This is a genomic window from Paraburkholderia fungorum (genome assembly GCF_003610895.1).
In the GTDB taxonomy this organism is placed as follows: domain Bacteria; phylum Pseudomonadota; class Gammaproteobacteria; order Burkholderiales; family Burkholderiaceae; genus Paraburkholderia; species Paraburkholderia fungorum_B.
Map to the genome: position 1 here is coordinate 40,822 of NZ_MCAS01000044.1, position 6,536 is coordinate 47,357.

Here is a 6,536-nt window from a genome sequence, read left to right on the forward strand (position 1 = left end):
TATTTGCAATATTCGGGGTGATCGATATCGCACTGGCGTACTGTTGGGGCTGAGTTGCTCAAACAGTTTTCTGCAATGGCGCTGGCGAGGATTCGATCTGAAATAAGCGCTCTCAGATTCTGGCATAGCAGTCCTCTAACCAGAATCTTCTCAGCGTCGTGCTCGCACGGCGCTTTTTTTTCTTCGAATACTCGCATGCGGATCACTACGAAGTGCGGGCCGATTCCGGCATGTAGCGAGGCATGCCTGGAAAAAGACTCTGTTCCTGGCAGTGGTAATAACGGTTGGCAAGCATGCTCCATCCCGGCTAACGCCCCCGCTACAACATGTAGAGCACAACTATGCGAATCGTGACCCGATTGGCCTTAACGTTTTCTATCTTTGCCGCGGCGCTGGTCGCTTCCGGAGCCTACGGACTATGGCAGCTAGGTCAGTCACAGTCCCGCTTCGAGAACTTCTATACGAAAATACTTCCAGCCATAGAAGGCATGAATGGTGTTGCAGCGAACATTGCGGATATCCGGATACTTCTCTATCGCCACGCAATGACCTCCGATCTCTCTGGAAAAACTGACATCGAGGCGGCCGTTGCAGAAGGAAAGAAGAGTCTTGAGGATCTGATCGCAAGATATTCGAGGAACGACGTATTGGATGAAGTAGAGCGGAAGCTCACTGAGGACGATAAGGAAAATCTGGCGGCCTATGAAGCGGCCACATCGAAATTCATGGAAACCTCCCGTTCCGGCGACATGGAAGTCGCAAGAAAGGCACTCTTTGGAGGCGGTCCACTGGATATCGCAAGCAGGAAATTGCGTGCTGGCCTGGCTGCTCATGTTAATTACGACATGAAGCTCGCAAGTGAATTTCGCAGCGGCAATGAGTCAGCGTATAGAGCGTCCGTTCTCGCTTTCGTGATCGGAATACTCTCGATTTTACTCGCCGCCGGATTCATGGCACTACGATCGCTCGACCATATCCGCCTGAGTCTGCGTGGCTTGCAAACGGCCCTGCAAGATACGAGCGACTCCTTGAATCTCAGCCGGCGTGCGCCGGTGAACCGCATGGATGAACTTGGACAGACGGTGACCGCCTTCAACACACTTATGACGCGGGTTTCAGAAGCACTGGGATCAGTTCGAGTCTCGACCGAGTCAGTTGCTGTGGCGTCGCGCGAAATCGCGAGCGGCAACACCGACCTGTCGGCGCGCACCGAAGAGCAGGCTGCTTCCCTTGAAGAAACGGCGGCAAGCATGACTCAACTGACCGAGACGGTAAAACAGAATGCCGACAATGCTCGCCAGGCCAATGCGATGGCGACGCAAGCCACCGGTATGGCCGATAGCGGTAACGAAGCGGTTCAGGCCATGATCTGGACGATGGGGAAGATCACCCAGAGCTCGAGCAAGATTTCCGAAATTACCAGTGTGATTGAAGGCATAGCTTTCCAGACGAACATTCTCGCGCTGAATGCAGCCGTTGAAGCAGCTCGTGCTGGTGGACAAGGGCGAGGATTCGCGGTGGTAGCCAGCGAGGTACGCAGTCTGGCTCAACGCTCGTCGACCGCCGCAAAGGAGATCAAGGGGCTGATTGAGTCATCAGTCGCTACGGTGAAGGATGGTGCGAAGCAGGCTGTGGAGGTCGGCGAGACGATGGATGACGTCAAGCGGGCCATCAAACGTGTGTCGGATATCGTCGGGGAAATCGCCGCGGCCTCCGAAGAACAAAGCCATGGCATTGAACAGATCAATCAGGCGGTGGGCCAGATGGATGAGGTGACGCAGCAGAACGCGGAGCTCGTAGAACAGGCTGCGGCTGCCACTCAATCGCTCGAAGAACAGGCAACCAGTCTGAAAGAAGCGATCTCGGTGTTCAAACTCGCCGATACAGGATCGCACACGCAGGGCCACTCGATTGCAAAGAGTTCAGCCCAGGTGTTGCCGCGAGCAACAATGGCGGAAAAGGCAGTGCCCGTGAAACCCAGGACCATCGTTAATGCTCAACCAGTCATCTACGCCGGATCGGATGCTGTCGGTGCAGACGGTCAAACTTTCTGAGAGGATGTGAAAAATGAGCAATGTCGACGAGCTTCTTGATCTCGCGAAAAAATTGGCAGTTCAAAACACCAATACAATATCCGTGGTTGGGGCACGATCAATTGTCCTCACTAAATTTCTTGACGCCGTTTTGCCTTACCTGACGTCTTCTCAGAGTGCCTTGGTTAGTCATTCATTTCGACAAGGCATGGACGAAGTGCTGTCGTTGATGGACGAGTATCCTGTGCCGCCGGAACATCTGACTGCCTTGCTAAAAATGACCAACAGCATACTGGAGGCCTTGAATGGGAAGTAACGTCACGTGCAACCATCACGGTTTCGAAACGACCTCCCCAAGATCTGCCTAGACCTCACTGAGTTTGAACATCCTGACAACTTGCCCCAGATTGCGGGCTTGGTCTTGCATAGAAGTGGCCGCAGCGGCTGCCTCTTCTACCAAAGCAGCATTTTGTTGTGTGGTCTGCTCCATCTGAGAAATCGCTTGATTGACTTGTTCAATGCCCGCGGACTGGCTCTGACTTGCGGCAGTAATTTCAGCCATGATGTCGGTCACGCTCCTGACACTTTCCATGATCTCCTGCATGGTAGCGCCGGCCTGGTCGACCAGTTTGGCACCGGCATCGATTCGCTGCACGGAATCGACAATCAAGGATTTAATTTCCCTGGCCGCGGCAGCTGAACGTTGTGCCAGATTGCGCACTTCTGCCGCCACTACCGCAAAGCCGCGCCCCTGTTCGCCGGCGCGGGCCGCTTCTACCGCTGCGTTCAGGGCCAGGATATTGGTCTGAAACGCAATGCCGTCGATCACGCCGATGATGTCGACAATTTTCCTCGATGATTCATTGATAGAGCCCATGGTTTGGACTACTTGCGACACCACCGCACCGCCCTTGACAGCATCTTCGGAGGCAGAGACCGCCAGGCCGTTGGCCCGGCGCGCATGATCGGCATTCTGCTTGACGGTATTGGTGAGTTCCTCCATTGATGTCGCCGTTTCTTCCAGTGCACTGGCTTGCGCTTCGGTACGCGAGGACAGATCCAGATTGCCGGTGGCGATCTGGTTCGATGCGGTAACGATGGAATCAGTGCTGGTTCGCACTTCGTTGACGACCGTCAGCAAGCTGCCGTTCATGTCCTTCAACATCTGCATCAGTTGCCCTGTTTCGTCGTTGGATCTTATCTCTATCGCAGCGCTGAGGTCGCGGTTGGCCACGCGTCGGGTCACGGTCAAGGCATACGCGATTGGCCCGGTAATGCTACGAGTCAAAGACCATGCAAACAGCCCGCCCAGGGTAACGAACAAGGCAATCAGCGACAAGACAAGCGTCTTGCTGCTTTCGGCGATGCCTTCAACATCCTTGCTTAAATCGTTTACAGTTCCCTTTTGATAATCAAGGAAATCAAGTTCTGCTTTTTTATAGGCTTCCGACAAAGGCGTGAATTGTTCAAACAATTTTGCCACGTCGTCATTTCGTCCTTCTTTCTTGGCCGCCATCAGAAGGTCGCGGTTATTAAGGTATCGCTTGCGAGCCGCGCTGGCCGCCTGAAATAGCGCTGTCTCTCGTTCTGTCATGAGGTGCGCTTCAATATACTTTTGAATAACATCAATTCTGGCGCTAGACGCCTTGGCATCCGCTGCAAAAAAATCCACTAGTGCCGGATCGTTACTTTTTGCGATTGCCAGCTGACGCTTTAGTCCGGCAAAGGTAATGTGATACCACTCTTCTGCCATCCGCTCCTTCGTTAGCGGTTCCTGCATCATTGCTCGCGTTTTCGCGGCAACTTCGGTCAGGCGCCACAGCCCGATGCTGGAAGAAATTGTCGCAAAAAATAATACAATGACAAGGCCGAGTCCAAGACGTATGCCGATTGGCAGATCTTTAATTTTCATGGTTATTCCTCACAGCAACTATCGTCAATCATAAAAAATCAGCCTGGATTCCAGCCGTTTATTTTGTGAAAATTCGATCCGGTTGACGCGACGGGCCGGCTATCGAAGCGCGTTCAGGTAACGGTTGACTTCGGTCAAGAGAGCCGCGTGGTATTTTTCGTGTAAGCACCGGTCGTCACCCAGGGACATCAGATTTTCAATCCTGTCGCGGAACGACTTGACAATATCTGCCCGCATCGTGTCCGGCAGGTGTGTCAATACGGAAACCAGCAACTCGCTCATCACGGCAAGGCGCGCACCGTGCTGGACCACACCCATGCCGTTTGCTTTTGACAGGATGGCGACCAGATCGAGCAACATATCGTCGCTCAGCTGTTCAGCTTGAGCGGTCAGGCCGGGTGGTGCTTGCACTGGCGGAGCTGGTTGGGGCGCACTCGCTGGGCGACCGGCCCACATTTTGAATATCCTGAACATCGTGCATTCCTCAATCAGAAAACTTGCTGGTCTGCATTCGCTGTATCACGCTGCGGCGTCTGATCTGTCAGCAAGAGGGGGTAAATCACGCTTGATCCTCTCGGCGATCTTGTGCTTGCCGTCGCTGGATAGGCCGTCCGGATAGCGGTCTTTATGGATGTGCTCCTGGTCACGATGTATTGAGTCCACCGCGGAGTTTGATTTTCCTTGATCGTGAAACAACGACATGCGTTTCAACTGGAGGCTAATGTTCGCAATGTCCCTCGCGAAACTCCGATCGTTCGGTGAGCAGGATTGCGTTGCCGGTATACGCATCGATGACGTGCGAACTGGGTGTGGACAACCCAGATTTATCAAACGCACCGAGTGAAGTCATGAGCGTGACACATGCACTGAACGTGGGGTTGATCTTGAAACTGGCGGTTTGTGCAAAAGAGGCCATGTCGATTCGGTCGAAGAACGGGTGTCGAGTAGAGTTCTGGCTGTAAAACGCTCAAAGCCACGGGCTAGTATGCAAAAAAGCTAACGAGCTATATGGGTATACGGCCGCGTGCTTCGATTTCTGCAAGGAGATTAGAGGCAGGGTTGGCTGAATTTACTGTAGGGATATGCTTACCGATTGAAGATAAGAAGGTTTTGGGCAAGGTGACGACAGACGATCAAGTACTTAGCAGTACATTGCATTAGGTTTGTGTGGAAACCGAACTGAGATTCCCTGCGCCCCAAGTCCGTCGGCCTGTGCGATCACGTGCAGATTGCCGGGTTGTACACCGCAAGGTGACACGACTGCTCTGCTGAGTCGGTAAAGCGCTGCATTGCCGGAAGCGCGTCTGTATCGAGCGGCGCCAGGGAAAGTCCCGCCAGTTGTTCTCCGTTATGTCACTTGACTTAGCGTTGTTCATATAAGAATAATATGTTCACGGGTAAACTTAATCCCGTGTCCGGTAGTCGTCACGTCCCGTTCCGATCGCCGGAACAGATCAAACAGGCAGATAACCAGGAGACCAGATCAATGACGTTCATCAAGGGGCTAGCCACGGCCCGTCGTTTCGTGCGCCACACCATTTCCATCGCGAGCCTCGCTGCCTTCAGTCTGGGCGCGGGCTTCGGTACACCTGCCCACGCGGACGAAGCGGGCCGGATCGGGCTGGATCTGCCGCTGCTCACGTCGCCGTTCTGGCAGTCGTACAACAACTACCTGCCCACGTATGCGAAAGAGATGGGGCTTGCCATCCTGGCGCCGGTGAACTCGAACGGCGACCCGGCCCAGCAGATCACCGACATGAACAGCCTGCTGAACCTGGGGGCCAAGGGCATCGTCGTCGGTCCGCTGGATTCGGCGGCGATCAGCCGCGCGCTGGACGCGGCCGCTGCGAAGAACGTGCCGGTGGTCGCGGTGGACGTGGCGCCGACCCAGGGCAAGGTGGCGATGGTCGTGCGTGCGGACAATCGCGCATACGGCTCAAAGGCGTGCGACTACATCGGCGCCCATGTGAAATCGGGCAAGGTCGTGCAGATCATGGGCGATCTGGCGTCGGTGAACGGGCGCGACCGGTCCGAAGCATTTCGCGCCTGCCTGAAGAAATATCCGGGGCTGTCGCTGCTCGAGATTCCGGCGGGCTGGAAGGGCGATGTGGCGGCGACCGCGCTCGATACGCTGCTGACCGCGAACCCTGACGTGAAGGCGATCTATATGCAGGCGGGGGGTGTGTACCTGGCACCGACGCTGCAGACGCTGCGTCGCAAACAGATGCTCTTCAGCGCGGGCGATCCGAAGCACATTGTGATCGTCAGCAACGACGGCATTCCTCAGGAGTTCGATGCAATCCGCCGCGGCGATATCGACGCAACCATGTCCCAGCCGGCGGACCTGTATGCGAAGTACGGCCTGTACTACATCAAGGCGGCGCTTGCGGGGCAGACCTTCAAGCCCGGTGCGACGGATCACGGCAGCAACATCATCCAGCTGTCGCCCGGCATTCTCGAAGACCAGCTGCCCGCACCTCTCGTGACGAAGTCGAACGTGGACGACACGTCGCTGTGGGGCAATACGATCAAGTGAGCACAAGGATAAGCATGACGATGAGTACCGGAAACATCCCGGTCGTCGAAGCGCG

Annotated in this window: 5 protein-coding genes; 3 read left to right on the forward strand and 2 right to left on the reverse strand. The window is 55.1% G+C overall.

Annotated elements, in window-relative coordinates:
• The first annotated feature begins 341 nt into the window (after window positions 1-341).
• Window positions 342-2,054, forward strand: a complete 1,713-nt coding sequence (locus tag BCY88_RS31080) for a methyl-accepting chemotaxis protein (RefSeq protein ID WP_120347982.1) — start codon at window positions 342-344, stop codon at window positions 2,052-2,054.
• 13 nt (window positions 2,055-2,067) lie between these two features.
• On the forward strand, window positions 2,068-2,349 hold the full coding sequence (locus tag BCY88_RS31085; protein ID WP_120347983.1) for a hypothetical protein: 282 nt from the start codon (window positions 2,068-2,070) through the stop codon (window positions 2,347-2,349).
• Between the two features lie 48 nt (window positions 2,350-2,397).
• On the opposite strand, the gene BCY88_RS40735 is transcribed toward BCY88_RS31085, so the two are convergent.
• Together BCY88_RS40735 and BCY88_RS31095 are read right to left on the reverse strand one after the other, a co-directional pair.
• Complete coding sequence (locus BCY88_RS40735) at window positions 2,398-3,945, reverse strand: methyl-accepting chemotaxis protein (protein WP_120347984.1); 1,548 nt, start codon at window positions 3,943-3,945, stop codon at window positions 2,398-2,400.
• A gap of 99 nt (window positions 3,946-4,044) precedes the next feature.
• On the reverse strand, window positions 4,045-4,356 hold the full coding sequence (locus BCY88_RS31095; protein WP_147408580.1) for a hypothetical protein: 312 nt from the start codon (window positions 4,354-4,356) through the stop codon (window positions 4,045-4,047).
• Between the two features lie 1,075 nt (window positions 4,357-5,431).
• On the opposite strand from BCY88_RS31095, the gene BCY88_RS31115 reads away from it, so the two are divergent.
• The gene (locus BCY88_RS31115; protein ID WP_120347988.1) at window positions 5,432-6,481 is read left to right on the forward strand and encodes a sugar ABC transporter substrate-binding protein; all 1,050 of its coding nucleotides are present in this window, start codon (window positions 5,432-5,434) and stop codon (window positions 6,479-6,481) included.
• Window positions 6,482-6,536 lie beyond the last annotated feature (55 nt).

Bases quoted from the DNA above. Each gene is read 5' to 3' on its own strand.
- BCY88_RS31115 (WP_120347988.1), top strand. From the start codon at position 5,432: ATGACGTTCATCAAGGGGCTAGCCACGGCCCGTCGTTTCGTGCGCCAC.
- BCY88_RS31080 (WP_120347982.1), top strand. From the start codon at position 342: ATGCGAATCGTGACCCGATTGGCCTTAACGTTTTCTATCTTTGCCGCG.
- BCY88_RS40735 (WP_120347984.1), bottom strand. From the start codon at position 3,945: ATGAAAATTAAAGATCTGCCAATCGGCATACGTCTTGGACTCGGCCTT.
- BCY88_RS31085 (WP_120347983.1), top strand. From the start codon at position 2,068: ATGAGCAATGTCGACGAGCTTCTTGATCTCGCGAAAAAATTGGCAGTT.